Source organism: Sporosarcina aquimarina (assembly GCF_033253705.1).
Lineage (GTDB): Bacteria > Bacillota > Bacilli > Bacillales_A > Planococcaceae > Sporosarcina > Sporosarcina aquimarina.
In genome coordinates, this window is record NZ_JAUBDH010000011.1 from 1 (window position 1) to 13,536 (window position 13,536).

Consider the following 13,536-nt stretch of genomic DNA (forward strand, 5'->3'; position numbering starts at 1 on the left):
CCAGCCCCGCACATCTGTTGCGGGGCTTTTTTGTTACATGAGGAATCTATGATTCAGGAGTGTTGTTATCGTTGGAAATTGAACACTATATGCAAATCGCTTTTTCACTTGCTGAAGGTGCGGTTGGTCAAATTTCACCCAATCCGCCCGTCGGTTCTGTAATTGTGAACCATGGAAGGGTTGTCGGAATGGGGGCTCACTTGCGCGCTGGCGAGCTCCATGCAGAACGCGTTGCTCTGGATATGGCCGGCAACGACTCTGTTGGTGCTGACTTGTATGTCACACTTGAGCCTTGTTCGCATACTGGAAAAACACCTCCATGCACAGAAGCGATTTTGCAAGCAGGCATCTCTCGTGTCTACGTTTCGACTTTAGATCCGAACCCATTAGTTTCAGGGTCTGGAATTCAGCGGCTTCGTGATGCAGGAATTGATGTACAAACCGAAATTTGCGCTGATTTAGCACGCGAATTGTATCCACCTTTTTTTCATTTCATTCAAACCAAACAACCTCATGTAACGTTAAAAACAGCTATGACATTAGACGGTAAAATCGCAGCATTTTCAGGACACAGCAAATGGGTGACAAGCGAGCAATCTCGGCTTGACGTCCATCGTCTTCGCCATGTCCATGACGCCATTTTGACCGGCAGTAAAACGATTCTTCACGACAATCCCCTTCTTACCACCAGATTGCCCCAAGGTGGACTTCACCCTATTCGAGTTGTTTTAGATACACACTTATCTACACCTATGACGAGTCAGGTCATTCAAAATACTGACGCTCCAACATGGATTTTTTGTGGCAGCACAGCGCCAGAAGAACGAGAATTGAATTTCTTGCCCTATGATCACGTCGAAGTTTTCCGTATGGAGAAGCCTGCCATAATAGTGTCTGACATACTAGACAAACTTGGCGCGCGCGGCATCATGACCCTTCTTGTAGAAGGTGGTTCCTCTGTAAACGCTTCTTTTTTACAAGCGGATGCTGTCGATCGGATCATTACGTACATTGCTCCAAGACTACTCGGCGGTACAGACTCTCTCACACCAATCGGCGGCATAAATCCTGCCTTGATGAGTGATGCAAAAGATTTTGTTTTCATAAAAACAGAACAGCTCGGTCCAGATTTGAAGGTTACGGCTGTGCCAAAAGGAAGTGATTCTAATGTTCACAGGACTCATTGAGGAAATTGGGACTGTACGAACAGTCCGCTCATCAGGCCAATCGATGGAACTCACTGTAGCAGCTGATGAAATACTGAAGGATGTCCGTTTAGGAGACAGTATCGCTGTTAACGGAACTTGTCTGACCGTGACATCATTTACAACCGGTCAGTTTACCGCGGACGTGATGCCTGAAACATTTCGAACGACGTCGTTACATAACGCGAAAGCGGGTACTTCAGTAAATTTGGAACGCGCCCTTCGCGCGGATAGTCGTTTAGGCGGTCATTTTGTCTCCGGTCATATTGACGGAACTGCGATTGTCCAAAAGTGTCAGCACATCGAGAATTCACTTGTCATGCATTTATCACTCCCATCAGGCGGATTGAACTATATGCTTCCAAAAGGCTCGATTGCACTTGACGGGACATCTTTAACAATTTTTGATGTGGATGATGAAAACATTTCGATCTCGCTTATTCCGCACACCCAAAAAACAACGGTTCTTGCGGAGCGTAAACCAGGAGACCGTGTCAATGTGGAATTTGACATGCTCGCAAAATACATGTTCAACATGCTGCAGCGGCAAACTCCTTCCGAAAAACGACCTTTGAACGAGGACTTTTTACAGCAAAATGGATTTTTATAAGGAAAGGAGGTTTCCTCATGTTTGATACGATCGATGAAGCGATTCAAGACTTAAAACTCGGGAAACCGATTATTGTTGTGGATGATGAAAACCGCGAAAACGAAGGCGACTTCATGTGCTTAGCAGAACACGCAACCCCTGAGATGATTAATTTCATGGCAACAAAAGGACGCGGGCTTATATGTACACCAATCACTGAATCAAAAGCATCCCAACTCGGTCTCCCGATGATGACAGCACACAATACGGATGCGCACGGAACGGCTTTTACAGTGAGCATCGATCATTCGGAATCCTATACTGGCATCAGTGCATTCGAACGATCGGAAACGATTTTAAAAATGTTGGATGCCCAAGCAGCTCCCCAAGACTTTAAGCAGCCAGGACACGTCTTTCCGCTGGTTGCACAAAATAACGGTGTGCTCAGCCGAATTGGCCACACCGAAGCTTCCATCGATTTAGCTCGGCTTGCAGGCAGCGAACCCGCTGCCGTTATTTGCGAAATCATGAGTGAAGATGGTTCGATGGCACGGGTTCCAGAGTTAAGAATGCTTGCAGACTCAGAAGGGCTGAAATTGATCAGCATCGAGGATCTGGTGCATTACCGTCTTGCCAATGAAACACTCATTACACGTGACGCCGAGGTCGTATTGCCGACCTTATTCGGTCAATTTAAAATGATTGGCTATACCGAAAAAATGACTGGTAAAGAGCACGTTGTCCTTGTTAAAGGTGACTTAAGCAGGCCCGAACCTATACTTGTCCGAGTCCATTCCGAATGCTTAACCGGGGATATTTTCGGATCTTCCAGATGTGACTGCGGTCCGCAGCTCCACGCGGCTTTGCAGCAGATTGAAGACGCGGGGCGCGGCGTTTTGCTTTACATGCGTCAGGAAGGTCGAGGAATCGGACTCATGAATAAGTTGAAAGCGTACGAATTGCAAGAGCAAGGACTAGATACTGTCGAAGCAAATGCAGCGCTTGGATTCCCTGACGACTTGCGCGACTATGGAATCAGCGCACAAATCTTGCAAGACTTAGGGATTATAGACATGAGATTGCTGACGAATAACCCTAGAAAGTTAGATGGATTAGTGGAGCATGGACTTACAATTACAGAACGTGTTCCAATCGAGCTCCCTGTACTTCCAGAAAACGAACGATATATGGCAACAAAAGTAGAAAAACTCGGTCATTTATTGACCCTATAGGAGGCAGTCACAATGGGAACTGTATATGAAGGTCATTTAGTAGGTACAGGACTAAAAATTGGAATTGTAGTCGGTCGGTTTAATGAATTCATCACAAGTAAGTTGCTTTCTGCTGCACAAGATGCATGCAGACGCCACGGTGTTTCTGAAGAAGACATCGATCTCGCATGGGTACCGGGGGCTTTTGAAATTCCGATGATCGCAAAAAAGATGGCAGACTCCGGAAAATATGATGCGGTCATCACGCTTGGTACGGTTATTCGCGGAGCAACGCCACACTTTGACTATGTTTGTGGTGAAACCGCTAAAGGCGTAGCAGCAGCTGGAATGCAATCTGGGATTCCCGTTATCTTTGGCGTACTGACAACGGATTCTATTGAACAATCGATTGAACGCGCAGGAACGAAAGCCGGTAACAAAGGCTGGGATGCTGCGGTCTCTGCGATTGAAATGGCGAATTTGAATAAGCAATTCTCATAAGATCATCTGCTAGATTCTTTCAAAGGCGGGTTAAGTTGTTCTGAAGTAGGCTATAGGAATAACTAGCGGGTAAATGCTTCTGTAAAACGAAGTATTTATCCGATACGTGCTGAAGGAGGAATTTAACGATGTCGATTACGTATACATTTAAAACGGATCAGCTAACGAAAGAAAACATCCAACAATTATTTCTATCGGTTGAATGGGAATCTGCTTCCCATCCGCATGATTTGTACAACGCTATTCTCAACTCTCACTCTGCTGCGACCGCGTGGGACGGTGACCGTCTGATTGGACTCGCAAATGCACTGTCTGATGGATCCATGGCTGTCTACTTCCATTATGTCCTGACAGACCCAGACTACCAGGGGCAAGGCGTTGGCAAAGAGATTATGAAGATGATGTTAGAGAAGTATCAGCATATGCACACAAAAGTGCTCGTTTCTTATCCGAAAGCGGCAGGGTTTTATAAGTCTCTAGGCTTTCAATCAGAAGAATCCAGTATACCGATGTATGTGTTTTCAGACTGATTTCACATGTATTAACTAATGAAAAAACGCATCCCTGTAAAATCGGGATGCGTTTTTTCATTTTGTGAAATCTATTTTTTTCGCTAAAGCGAGCATGATACTGCCGCCGACAGTCATTGACACGAGTTCGCCAGCGCCAACCGTAAACCACGTAATCCAAAACGGTGCGCCGTACAATAGAGTCAACTGTCCTGCAACGGTGAACATGGAAACAGCGAAAATTACAGCAGTCCAGACAAATTTCATTTTGTCTGACTTCAGCTTTTTAGTAGCAGCCCGGCTAATAAGCAGCACAAGAAACGTGGCCACTCCGCCAATTGGCACGTCCAGGAACCACGTTGGCGAGAAGAAGTTCGCAAGTACTACTCCCGCTGTCACTGCGATAATATATCGCTTGTGGAACAACGCCAAGTAGTTGAACATCTCCGAAAGCCTTAACTGGACTGCGCCGAAACTGATGACTGCAAGCGTGAGCGTGACAGCGACGTATAGTCCTGCCACAACCGCCATTTTCGCAAGCTCCCCGACCGCAATCCGCGGACGCTCTTTTGCGAGTAACGTCATGTATAGTCCTCCTTTGTAAAACAGCTAAACTGCTGTTTTAGTAATAACTGCGACCAAAGGAAGAAGAAGCCGATTGCTTCGTCAAAAAGTGTCGCAGTGCAGGTTAAAAACCTGCTTGCTTAGTATAGCAGAAGTCATTCATCCTGGAAATGGTTACTTCGCTGTCCAGCCTCCGTCAATTGGAATGACTGTTCCATGAATGTAATCAGAAGCAGTTCCGGCAAGATAAAGCGTCAGCTTCGCAACTTCTTCAGGCTGTGCCCAGCGGCCTGCTGGTGTTTCGTCTGCAACCCACTCTGCAGTTTTCCCATCTCCTTCAAAATCAGCGGCATTCATCGGCGTTTGAATTGCACCCGGCGCAATTGCATTAGCACGGATCCCTTCACGGCAATAATCGAGATCCACTTGTTTTGTATATCCTACAACTGCGTGTTTGGAGGCGGTGTACGCTGCTCCTCCACTGCCGCCTACAAGTCCGGCAATGGAAGCCATATTTACAAAAACGCCGGATTTCCTATTCAGCATAAAGGGTAAAATCGTATTCGTTACAAAGAACATTCCTTTTATATTGGTGTTCATAATTCGATCCCACAGCACTTCATCGGTATCTAACGTTTTTGCAAATCCATCAAGCACTCCAGCTGTATTGCATACAATGTCAATATGTTTAAAAGTATCGATTGCCCGACTTACTGACTCAGTAACATCCGTCTGGTTATTCACACTTCCTCTGCTGTATCGAAAGTTTGCTGGATACTTGATTACTAGCTTTTCCAGTCCAGCTTGGTCGACATCTAAGCCGTAGACTGATGCACCTTTTTCTAGAAATGCATTCGCTTGGGCGAACCCGATCCCTGAAGCTGCGCCTGTGATGAACACCGTTTTCCCTGTAAATTCACCTTGTGCCATTGTTATATTCCTCCATTTAAAAAGCCCATGATTGCTCATGAGCTTGTGTTTGTCCACTTATTCTACAATCGACCAGTCTTCTGCTAACAAATCGCATACCGTCGGTGTAAACATCGTATAGCCTTCACCCGTTACATTAATGACGAAATATGGATTCATCTTTTCTCCATCTAGCTTTTCAGCTTCTACAAGTTTCACATAAAGTTCAGCGCCGCCCCATCCATTCCGAATGACTTTGTCGCCTGCTTTTAAACGCGGTAAAACCTCTTCAAATGTCATTATGCATTCATCCTTCCATATTTAAGATTCACTCTCTGTTTTCGACTGTGAGCAGCCACCATTCGCTTTCACCCACGTTAAAATTGAACGGATGACCGGATCGAATGCGACTCCTTGTTCCGTTAGTTCGTATTCCACTTTGCGGGATGCCTGCAATGTTCTTTTTACTGCAAAACCATGCGCTTCCAATTCTTTTAAGCGTTCTGTCAGAAGCCGGTCTGATATACCTTCAATCTCCGCAGCTAGTTCATGATACCGTTTCGGTCCATCCAATAGATGATAAATGATAATACCCATCCATCGTTTCCCGATAAATTCGATCGTTGCATGAAAGCTATCGCAAGCTGCTTGTCCATTTTTCTGTGTCGATTGAATAAGTTCGTCGGTTTTTTTCATCGTCAAAACCCCAATTCCTTAGTTAATTCCACTTTACCATAGTCATAGTTGACAAACAAGCTTACCAATAGTAAGCTGAATCACGTACTTACTAAAGGTAAGTTGAATTCAAATGAATCACAAAGGAGTTTTTCATATGACAGAACTATATACACCCCTATCAGAAGTCATTCACGCCCGTAAATCTGTACGGAAATTCGATGCAGAATATCAAATCGCACCTGAAGTAATTGAAGAGATGCTGCAAGAAGCAACACTTGCCCCTTCTTCAAGTAACCTGCAGCCTTGGCGTTTCATCGTCATCCAAGACGACGAAGCGAAAAAGAAAATTAAAGAGTTCTCATTCAACCAAGAGCAAATGGAAACTTCCTCCGCTATTATTGCAGTAATCGGCGACACAGAAATGTATCACAATATCGATGAAATCTATTTATCAAACTTAAAAGCAGGCAATATCGATGAGGTGAATGTACAACGACAAATTGATAATGCTAAAGCTTTATATCCGAATGCACCTACAGACGCACGTTTAACGATTGCTGCATTTGACGCCGGACTTGTATCGATGCAATTGATGCTGATTGCAAAAGCAAAAGGCTACGACACGGTTCCAATGGGCGGTTTCGATAAAGCACAATTTGCTAAAGAATTTAACTTGGAAGACCGTTACGTCCCACTCGTGCTGATTGCACTTGGGAAAGCAGCTGCACCCGCATACGGATCGACTCGCCTGCCACTTGAGAAAATCACATCATTTGTATAAGTGTCAGATTGAAAACAGCCTGCATCGTCATTTGACGATGCAGGCTGTAAATAATTACGGAGTATCTTCAACTGTTAAATTCCGTACATACTGACGATCTTGTTCACTGACACTCAATCGGTTCATATGCTTTCGGAATGCACTCATAACGAATGCGTGCATATTTGCTTGAGTGACGTAGTATACAAACCACGGAAGTGATGGCAGATAGTCATGAATTGCAATGATTGCTTCGCTCGCTCCGGGTATTTTACGGAACTCCATACGTCCCCGCTCGTTCGCTTGGTCATCCAGCAAGAATCCGCCTGTTATGTAATACAGCGCGCGGTCTTCTGTGCTGCGTTCTCCGGAATAGGATAGTTCTAGCAGTGTACGATTACCGAGAAAACCAATTTTACAATTCAAATCACTGTCTACCGTCGTATGTACCCACGGGTTCAAGAATGTTTCTAACCATTTTACGTAATAACGTGCGGCCTCATCAGCCGTCCATCCGTGCGGTAATTTAATCCGCTGGACCGAGCGAACGTCTTGTTTCAAAGGGCCCAATGTTGGTAACAGAGGTGTAGAACGCTTCTCTTTCTTAGCGTCTGCATCCATAGCAATTTGTGCAGCTTCTTTAAACGGAGTTTGGCCATTACTAATTCCTTCAACTGTATGGCTTCTGTGAACAACCATCGGATGCTTTAAACTCGCGACAAGTGGATATACCATCTCTTTCGGTGTATTTGTTACAAGTCTGAGCCAAAGTCTCGATAGTGTTAACGAAAAGAACGGGACATCGAGCATTTTTGGATTTTTACCCATCACGTTCGCTGTAGCTTTCATCATCGTCCGGTACGTCATCACATCTGGCCCTCCAACGTCAATTGAACGATCTTTCAAATCGAAATCAGTGATAATGGAAGTTAATGCAGTAAGTACATCTTTCAGTGCAACTGGCTGAGTTTTTGTGCTCGTCCACTTCGGTAATATCATAATGGGCAGTCGCTTTACAAGCTTTGACAGGATGGGAAACGATGAACCTTTAGGTCCGACTATCAAACCGGCCCGAAGCGCGGTCACAGGTACATCATATGCACGCAGCACTCGCTCCACTTCCAAACGGCTTCTTAAGTGCTGAGAGAGTTGCGATTCGTGTTCCTCAGGAATAATTCCACTCAAGTAGACAATTTGTTGAATGCCTTGACGTTTTGCAGCTTGCGCAAAGTTATCGGCCAAAATGACGTCCATGTCTTCAAAGTTACCTTGTGTCAATTTTGCGGATTTCATCATTGAATGGACTAGATAAACCGCAATGTCTGCACCTTCCAACCCTTTTTCTGCATCTTTCATTGAAAATAAATCACACGAACGCCATTTTACATCTTCTGTATCTTTACGGAGTCCCCCGTTTCGGGATAGTCCGATGACGGTCGCTTTCCCTTTTAAACAATCTAGCAAGTTATTGCCTATATATCCGCTTGCTCCTGCAATAGCGATTACCGGCTTTCTTTCCGCCATACAATCCGCCTCCTTGGTCAATCAATCTATTCCTCTGTACCCCTGCATCCGCCTCTTTAAGCTTTCCTACCTTTATGGTCACATACTATAATTTCAACAAGGCTGATTGAAAGTTCTTACTTCTTTAAGTGTACTCAACTCATTATGAGAAGGGGTGTCTCTATGAAATTACTGACGTACGATGATCCATTAGCATTCGCTTGTAAAGCAGAACCGATTTTATCTGAAGGAGAGGACGTTTACAGTCTGTTCAATGGTGTCTTACAAGCCATTAAGGCTGGTATGGTGAAAGATCCATTCATGGCATCCGTTGAACTGGATGGCCGCGTGATTGCGCTGTTTCAAATGACACCACCTTTTCCGCTCAATATGATCTTTACGGATGAACAGCACATGAATTCAGCAATTGACACTCTAGCCGAGTATTTATTATCCAATGAAATTGAACTGCCTTCCATCATTAGTCTTAAACCGTGGGCAAAGCGATTCTCCGCCAGTTGGACGGCTAAGACCAGTCAATCTTCCAAAGTCATTATGGATCAAGGACTATATCGGTTGGATAACGTGAATGAGACGCTTGATAAAAGTCCCGGAAAACACAGACTGGCTGAAGACTCAGACAGAACCTTGCTGGAAGAATGGTATGTCGGGTTCATAGGAGATACGAAAATGCCGGAGGTCACTTCTGACCAGGCAGCGGAATGGGTGGCACGGACTGTAGAACTTCAGGAAATTGTACTGTGGGAAGATAATGGAGTTCCTGTTGCATGTGCCAAACGGGCAAGACCGACTCTGAACAGCGTCACTGTATCCTTCGTTTATACCCCGCCCGAATTCCGTCGAAAAGGGTATGCTCAAACACTTGTCGCTGACTTTTCCAAGGATTTGTTAAACGACTATCAATTCTGCATGCTCTACACAGATATGATGAACCCAACGTCCAACAAAATCTATCAAGAAATCGGATACCAGAAGATTGCGGATTCTGTACAGTTAGGGTTTGAAGTAATAGGTTAAATTAGATAGTCTTCCATATCGGGCGAGTTGCTCGACTTAACGGGCGGGTCGCACTCCGTATCGGGCGGGTTGCCTAGCTTAACGGGCGGGTCGTCTTCCGTATCGGGCGAGTTGCCTAGCTAAACGGGCGGGTCGCACTCCGTATCAATCCCTTGTCATAATCGATTGCTCCATACAACCAATCTGACCCCTTCATTTTGTTCAAAATTGACACTTTCTATTAGTCCAGTCATTTGCTAAAGTTTAGCAATACTGCAAGAACTGCAGAAATGATGAGGGGGTCATGAACATTGAAAGCTGTTGCTACTACGAAAAAGTCTAAAGCGAGTACGTTTGATATGATTTTATCGGCAATGGGAATTGCACTTGTATTTGTTGCTACATTGTTATTAAATATCAAATTACCCATTACGGCGAATGGTGGACTCGTCCACCTTGGAACTGGGATGCTCTTCATCTTTTCAATCTTGTTTGGGCCGAAAAAAGGAGCCATCGCCGGTGCACTCGGGATGGGCTTATTCGATCTAGTTTCAGGTTGGACGCTGTGGGCTCCAATCAGTTTTGTTGCTCGCGGACTGCAAGGATATCTCGTTGGGAAAATCGCTTGGTCGAATGGACGTAAAGGAAATAGTACAACATTCAACGTAATTGCAATGACCGTTTCCGTCCCAGTTATGCTGGCGGGCTATTACATCGGAGAAAGTATCCTTTTCAAAAGCTGGATGGTTCCACTAGCATCTATTCCGGGGAACCTTGTGCAAAATGCAGTGGGAATCGCAGTCGCCATTCCCGTTTGTGTCTTGCTGAAAAAGGTAGCTGTGTTTAAATAATTCATATGACCAAGTTCCCCATAGACGGGAACTTGGTTTTTCATCATTAATTTAGACGTAAAAGACCTGCTTAATGCAATGCATCAAGCAGGTTTCTTTAATGAATAATTGTCTTCTTCTTTACGGGCAAGAGGGTCTTCCAACTCAACCAGCAAATGATCAGCGCCACTAGTGCATAAACGGCTGCACCATACGGAATTTTAGACATAATAATGTGTACAAGGACGAATCCTCCAATTAGCAGCATGAGAACAAACTGTTTTGCAGTTCCAGACTGAATTGATTCGCCCATGGGACGCGAAAACGGTAACGTGTCTTTCGATACTATGGAATAACAAACTACCGCGTACACAATAGCAGAGATCAGTATTATAACTAGATCCGGGACAATGCGCCACCCAAAAAACACACCAAAAATAAGCGCTTGCAGTAAATAAACGGGCAAGAATAGCTGAGCCAAGCTTGCTTTTAATGCTCCTCTTTTCAATACTGATGCGTGAGTAATTGGAGTGACTGAGTAGAGCCAAGCCCCTTTATACTTTCCGGAGTAATTTAACATCATTGTCAGCGACGAAATGATGAGGAAACCAAAATAGATCATAAAGTACGTATTGGACTCGGCCAGGTCTTTCAATGTTGCGTCTTCTAGAAAGATATAGAGAAATAGAAAAGGAGCTACAAATCCAATCCCGAGCGACGGATAGACCTTCAGCTTAAAATCGCGTTCCCGCTTCATTAATTGCCAAGAAAACCGGAAACACGCACGCTCTTCTCCACTTCTACAAAGAATTCTTTCCCACAAGGTCATAAGAAATGCACGCTGTCGTTTACCATCCCTAGCTTCAGACATGAGTTTCTGTAAGTCGCGTTCAAAGAGAGGCATTTTACGAATATAGACTGAGATTGCAACAATCGGAATGACAATTCCCGCTATCGTTAATACGATTAACGAAGTACTTGAATTCCCGCCAATGAGCCATTCAAACGGTGCTGAAAACCATAGAGGCGGGATGAAAAAGTGCCACCATTTAAATACATACGTTACTGATAATCCTACAAAATCAAAAGACCGAATCAGCACTTGATAGCCGACGAAGATTCCAACAGACAGTAAAATCTGCACGTAATTGATCATATCTTTCAGCCGTTCTCCGTCAAATACACGCAACATAATCATATAGGTCATTGCAGTGAGCGCAATGATTAGCAACAGTAGGAAAAACAGCATGACAACAAATAATAAAAAGAACACGATGCCTTTTGTCGCAAGCATGACAATCGCAGGAATACCAAGCAAAGCAATCGTTAGAAGTGTCATATAGATACAGACATGAACAAGTTTGGCCGCGTTCAACGTTCGGTCATTTACTGGGGCTGCCGCAAGTAAAACGCGGTCCCGGACATCCAGTAAGACACTGGAGAAATCAGCAATGAGTGATGTCATAATCATGAACATCGCGATACCGTAAACGAGTCCCAGCTGCAGCATTAAACTGTCGCCAAAAAACAGGAATGGAATTGTAACAAGTCCATACAAAACATATAATCCAAGCGATTTTATGAACTGATTTCCCTCTTTCAGCTTCGTCTGAGAAAAAATAACGGGAACACGACGTTCGTCCATTGTCAGTTTAAGGCCAACAATTGTCCTCATAGCAGAGTAATCAATCCCAAATGCTTGAAAAACAGATTTAAACTTATCCAAAATCCGAAGAGACCGGAAGTTATTCAATTCTCTCACCACCAGTAACAAGTTCCACAAAACGCTTAGCCGTTTGTTCGTGAGCGTCAAAACCAGTTAGCTGATTAAAAATCATTTCAAGGGATCCTAATTCCCCTTGACCTTTCAATTCGTCAAACGTTCCATCTGCCGCAATCTTGCCATTATACAAAAGCACAATGCGGTTACTGATTTTCTCGACTACATCCATGATATGCGAGGAGTAAAAAATGGTTTTCCCGCTCGCAGCCAGCATGGCCAAAATGTCTTTAACGACCATAACGCTATTTGCATCCAGTCCGCTAAGGGGTTCATCCAAAAACAAAATATCTGGATCATGCAGCAGACTTGAGATGATCAGTACTTTTTGACGCATTCCTTTAGAGAAGGATGAAATCCGAGTGTGCACGACGTCTTCTAACCCAAGAACTGTTAGTAATTCCTGAGCCTTTTGTTCAACTACTGTCCTCTGCAGCCCATACAATTCACCCACGAACGTTAAATATTCCATCGGTGTTAACGTATCGTAAATTTCTGCATTCTCCGGGACATAGCCTATGCGGCGTTTTACTTCCTGGTTTTCTTTTTTTAAATCATCTCCGAATATCTCAACCGTTCCTTTGTAGTCTTGAATAAGTCCGAGCAAGATTTTTAAGGTCGTGCTTTTCCCTGCACCATTCGGCCCGATATACCCAATAATCTGTCCCCTGTATACATCTAATGAGATGCCATCTAACACGCGTTTCCCCGGAAATTCCATAACGAGATTACGCATGGAAATAATAGGTTCTGTCTGCATCCTGCATTCCCCCAAACCGCTAATTTGTTCAAGCGTAACAAGTTGTCAGGGAAATTCCAATTGTTTTTTGAATAATAGTGTATATTCTATCAACTGTTATAGATATTTAAACTGATTACTTATGTTTTTGTTCATGTGCAAGCAGCCATTCTTTCCTCCATAACCCGCCTGCGTATCCTGTCAACGTTCCATTCGCTCCGATAATTCGATGGCAAGGGATAATAATGCTCAGTTTGTTATTCCCATTCGCTGTTCCTACTGCGCGGACTGCCTTTTCGTTACCGATTGAACGTGCAATATCCCGATAAGAAGCAGTTTCGGCATAGGGAATTTCCGTCAATGCTTGCCATACACTTCTTCTGAATTCAGTCCCCGCGTTTTCATAAGGAACTGTAAACTCCTTAAGGGTCCCATTAAAGTATTCATCCAATTCGTTATAGCAGTCTTTGACTACTTGGAAAGTTGTTTCTGTGACTCCATTTTCTACAGTTTTTGAGTCTAAAAACAAAACGGATACAATCGCTTCTTGTGTTCCCACTATTTCAATCACACCCACTGGCGATTGATATTCCGCTTTAGATGTCGCTTTGATTAGATCTTCTTGATGAATTGAATGTTCCATAATGACTAAATCCTCCCCGTGCTTCATTTTCTTTAGTGTACCGAAAAAGAAAACAGGACGCTACTTCACAAAAGATTGTCTTGTATAAGTCAAACAAA

Annotated in this window: 16 protein-coding genes; 8 read left to right on the plus strand and 8 right to left on the minus strand. The window is 44.0% G+C overall.

The window, feature by feature from the left end:
- Positions 1 to 71: 71 nt before the first annotated feature.
- The 5 genes from ribD to QT716_RS14395 all read left to right on the plus strand — a co-directional run bounded on the left by ribD (position 72) and on the right by QT716_RS14395 (position 4,036).
- On the plus strand, positions 72 to 1,187 hold the full coding sequence (gene ribD / locus QT716_RS14375; RefSeq protein WP_317936806.1) for a bifunctional diaminohydroxyphosphoribosylaminopyrimidine deaminase/5-amino-6-(5-phosphoribosylamino)uracil reductase RibD: 1,116 nt from the start codon (positions 72 to 74) through the stop codon (positions 1,185 to 1,187).
- Positions 1,168 to 1,815, plus strand: coding sequence for a riboflavin synthase (gene ribE, locus QT716_RS14380; protein ID WP_317936807.1), 648 nt, complete (start codon positions 1,168 to 1,170; stop codon positions 1,813 to 1,815). The genes ribD and ribE overlap by 20 nt, the downstream gene beginning before the upstream one ends.
- Before the next feature lie 17 nt (positions 1,816 to 1,832).
- The gene (locus QT716_RS14385) at positions 1,833 to 3,026 is read left to right on the plus strand and encodes a bifunctional 3,4-dihydroxy-2-butanone-4-phosphate synthase/GTP cyclohydrolase II (protein ID WP_317936808.1); all 1,194 of its coding nucleotides are present in this window, start codon (positions 1,833 to 1,835) and stop codon (positions 3,024 to 3,026) included.
- Between the two features lie 12 nt (positions 3,027 to 3,038).
- Entirely contained in the window at positions 3,039 to 3,506 is a 468-nt protein-coding gene (gene ribH, locus QT716_RS14390; RefSeq protein ID WP_317936809.1) for a 6,7-dimethyl-8-ribityllumazine synthase, read from the plus strand.
- Between the two features lie 128 nt (positions 3,507 to 3,634).
- Complete coding sequence (locus QT716_RS14395; protein WP_317936810.1) at positions 3,635 to 4,036, plus strand: GNAT family N-acetyltransferase; 402 nt, start codon at positions 3,635 to 3,637, stop codon at positions 4,034 to 4,036.
- A 57-nt stretch (positions 4,037 to 4,093) separates the two neighbouring features.
- On the opposite strand, the gene QT716_RS14400 is transcribed toward QT716_RS14395, so the two are convergent.
- The 4 genes from QT716_RS14400 to QT716_RS14415 form a co-directional block, all read right to left on the minus strand.
- The gene (locus tag QT716_RS14400; protein ID WP_233505359.1) at positions 4,094 to 4,600 is read right to left on the minus strand and encodes a QueT transporter family protein; all 507 of its coding nucleotides are present in this window, start codon (positions 4,598 to 4,600) and stop codon (positions 4,094 to 4,096) included.
- A 153-nt stretch (positions 4,601 to 4,753) separates the two neighbouring features.
- Positions 4,754 to 5,509, minus strand: a complete 756-nt coding sequence (locus QT716_RS14405; RefSeq protein ID WP_317936811.1) for a 3-oxoacyl-ACP reductase — start codon at positions 5,507 to 5,509, stop codon at positions 4,754 to 4,756.
- Positions 5,510 to 5,566: 57 nt separating this feature from the next.
- Entirely contained in the window at positions 5,567 to 5,788 is a 222-nt protein-coding gene (locus QT716_RS14410; protein ID WP_317936813.1) for a DUF2829 domain-containing protein, read from the minus strand.
- A gap of 21 nt (positions 5,789 to 5,809) precedes the next feature.
- Positions 5,810 to 6,184: a winged helix-turn-helix transcriptional regulator gene (locus QT716_RS14415; protein WP_317936814.1), complete on the minus strand. Its 375-nt coding sequence runs from the start codon at positions 6,182 to 6,184 to the stop codon at positions 5,810 to 5,812.
- Between the two features lie 136 nt (positions 6,185 to 6,320).
- Between QT716_RS14415 and QT716_RS14420 the strand changes: the two genes are divergently transcribed.
- Positions 6,321 to 6,947, plus strand: a complete 627-nt coding sequence (locus tag QT716_RS14420) for a nitroreductase family protein (protein WP_317936816.1) — start codon at positions 6,321 to 6,323, stop codon at positions 6,945 to 6,947.
- A gap of 54 nt (positions 6,948 to 7,001) precedes the next feature.
- Here QT716_RS14420 and QT716_RS14425 read toward each other — a convergent pair whose 3' ends face one another.
- Complete coding sequence (locus tag QT716_RS14425) at positions 7,002 to 8,450, minus strand: NAD(P)H-binding protein (RefSeq protein ID WP_317936818.1); 1,449 nt, start codon at positions 8,448 to 8,450, stop codon at positions 7,002 to 7,004.
- A 162-nt stretch (positions 8,451 to 8,612) separates the two neighbouring features.
- Here QT716_RS14425 and QT716_RS14430 point away from each other — a divergent pair, with 162 nt between their 5' ends.
- Entirely contained in the window at positions 8,613 to 9,467 is an 855-nt protein-coding gene (locus tag QT716_RS14430) for a GNAT family N-acetyltransferase (protein WP_317936819.1), read from the plus strand.
- A 290-nt stretch (positions 9,468 to 9,757) separates the two neighbouring features.
- The gene (locus tag QT716_RS14435) at positions 9,758 to 10,297 is read left to right on the plus strand and encodes an ECF transporter S component (RefSeq protein ID WP_317936820.1); all 540 of its coding nucleotides are present in this window, start codon (positions 9,758 to 9,760) and stop codon (positions 10,295 to 10,297) included.
- 97 nt (positions 10,298 to 10,394) lie between these two features.
- Here the strand turns inward: QT716_RS14435 and QT716_RS14440 are convergent, their stop codons facing one another.
- The 3 genes from QT716_RS14440 to QT716_RS14450 form a co-directional block, all read right to left on the minus strand.
- A complete protein-coding gene (locus tag QT716_RS14440) occupies positions 10,395 to 12,002 on the minus strand; it encodes a hypothetical protein (RefSeq protein ID WP_317936822.1) in 1,608 nt (535 codons plus the stop codon).
- 19 nt (positions 12,003 to 12,021) lie between these two features.
- Positions 12,022 to 12,816: an ABC transporter ATP-binding protein gene (locus QT716_RS14445; protein WP_317936825.1), complete on the minus strand. Its 795-nt coding sequence runs from the start codon at positions 12,814 to 12,816 to the stop codon at positions 12,022 to 12,024.
- Between the two features lie 115 nt (positions 12,817 to 12,931).
- Positions 12,932 to 13,438 carry a methylated-DNA--[protein]-cysteine S-methyltransferase gene (locus QT716_RS14450; protein WP_317936828.1) on the minus strand — a complete coding sequence of 169 codons (507 nt, stop codon included), beginning with the start codon at positions 13,436 to 13,438 and terminating at the stop codon, positions 12,932 to 12,934.
- Positions 13,439 to 13,536 lie beyond the last annotated feature (98 nt).

Bases quoted from the DNA above. Each gene is read 5' to 3' on its own strand.
- ribE (WP_317936807.1), top strand. From the start codon at position 1,168: ATGTTCACAGGACTCATTGAGGAAATTGGGACTGTACGAACAGTCCGC.
- QT716_RS14385 (WP_317936808.1), top strand. From the start codon at position 1,833: ATGTTTGATACGATCGATGAAGCGATTCAAGACTTAAAACTCGGGAAA.
- ribH (WP_317936809.1), top strand. From the start codon at position 3,039: ATGGGAACTGTATATGAAGGTCATTTAGTAGGTACAGGACTAAAAATT.
- QT716_RS14395 (WP_317936810.1), top strand. From the start codon at position 3,635: ATGTCGATTACGTATACATTTAAAACGGATCAGCTAACGAAAGAAAAC.
- QT716_RS14400 (WP_233505359.1), bottom strand. From the start codon at position 4,600: ATGACGTTACTCGCAAAAGAGCGTCCGCGGATTGCGGTCGGGGAGCTT.
- QT716_RS14405 (WP_317936811.1), bottom strand. From the start codon at position 5,509: ATGGCACAAGGTGAATTTACAGGGAAAACGGTGTTCATCACAGGCGCA.
- QT716_RS14410 (WP_317936813.1), bottom strand. From the start codon at position 5,788: ATGACATTTGAAGAGGTTTTACCGCGTTTAAAAGCAGGCGACAAAGTC.
- QT716_RS14415 (WP_317936814.1), bottom strand. From the start codon at position 6,184: ATGAAAAAAACCGACGAACTTATTCAATCGACACAGAAAAATGGACAA.
- QT716_RS14420 (WP_317936816.1), top strand. From the start codon at position 6,321: ATGACAGAACTATATACACCCCTATCAGAAGTCATTCACGCCCGTAAA.
- QT716_RS14425 (WP_317936818.1), bottom strand. From the start codon at position 8,450: ATGGCGGAAAGAAAGCCGGTAATCGCTATTGCAGGAGCAAGCGGATAT.
- QT716_RS14430 (WP_317936819.1), top strand. From the start codon at position 8,613: ATGAAATTACTGACGTACGATGATCCATTAGCATTCGCTTGTAAAGCA.
- QT716_RS14445 (WP_317936825.1), bottom strand. From the start codon at position 12,816: ATGCAGACAGAACCTATTATTTCCATGCGTAATCTCGTTATGGAATTT.
- QT716_RS14450 (WP_317936828.1), bottom strand. From the start codon at position 13,438: ATGGAACATTCAATTCATCAAGAAGATCTAATCAAAGCGACATCTAAA.